Source organism: Aeromonas sp. SrichE-2G, assembly GCF_017939565.1.
GTDB lineage: Bacteria > Pseudomonadota > Gammaproteobacteria > Enterobacterales > Aeromonadaceae > Aeromonas > Aeromonas taiwanensis.
On record NZ_JAGKRG010000024.1, the window covers coordinates 1 to 704 of the forward strand.

General features: G+C 55.1%; 1 rRNA gene. It reads right to left on the bottom strand.

The features are described from left to right. Window positions 1-19: 19 nt before the first annotated feature. A 23S ribosomal RNA gene (locus tag J9885_RS14830) occupies window positions 20-704 on the bottom strand; the annotation flags it as partial.

Consider the following 704-nt stretch of genomic DNA (forward strand, 5'->3'; position numbering starts at 1 on the left):
AACACTTCTTGGGTGTTGTATGGTTAAGCCTCACGGGTAATTAGTATGGGTTAGCTCAACACGTCGCCGCGCTTACACACCCCACCTATCAACGTTGTGGTCTCCAACGGCCCTTTAGGACCCTCAAGGGGTCAGGGATGACTCATCTCAGGGCTCGCTTCCCGCTTAGATGCTTTCAGCGGTTATCGATTCCGAACTTAGCTACCGGGCAGTGCCACTGGCGTGACAACCCGAACACCAGAGGTTCGTTCACTCCGGTCCTCTCGTACTAGGAGCAACTCCCTTCAATCATCCAACGCCCACGGCAGATAGGGACCGAACTGTCTCACGACGTTCTGAACCCAGCTCGCGTACCACTTTAAATGGCGAACAGCCATACCCTTGGGACCGACTTCAGCCCCAGGATGTGATGAGCCGACATCGAGGTGCCAAACACCGCCGTCGATATGAACTCTTGGGCGGTATCAGCCTGTTATCCCCGGAGTACCTTTTATCCGTTGAGCGATGGCCCTTCCATTCAGAACCACCGGATCACTATGACCTACTTTCGTACCTGCTCGACCTGTCCGTCTCGCAGTTAAGCTGGCTTATGCCATTGCACTAACCTCCTGATGTCCGACCAGGATTAGCCAACCTTCGTGCTCCTCCGTTACTCTTTGGGAGGAGACCGCCCCAGTCAAACTACCCACCAGGCACTGTCCGCG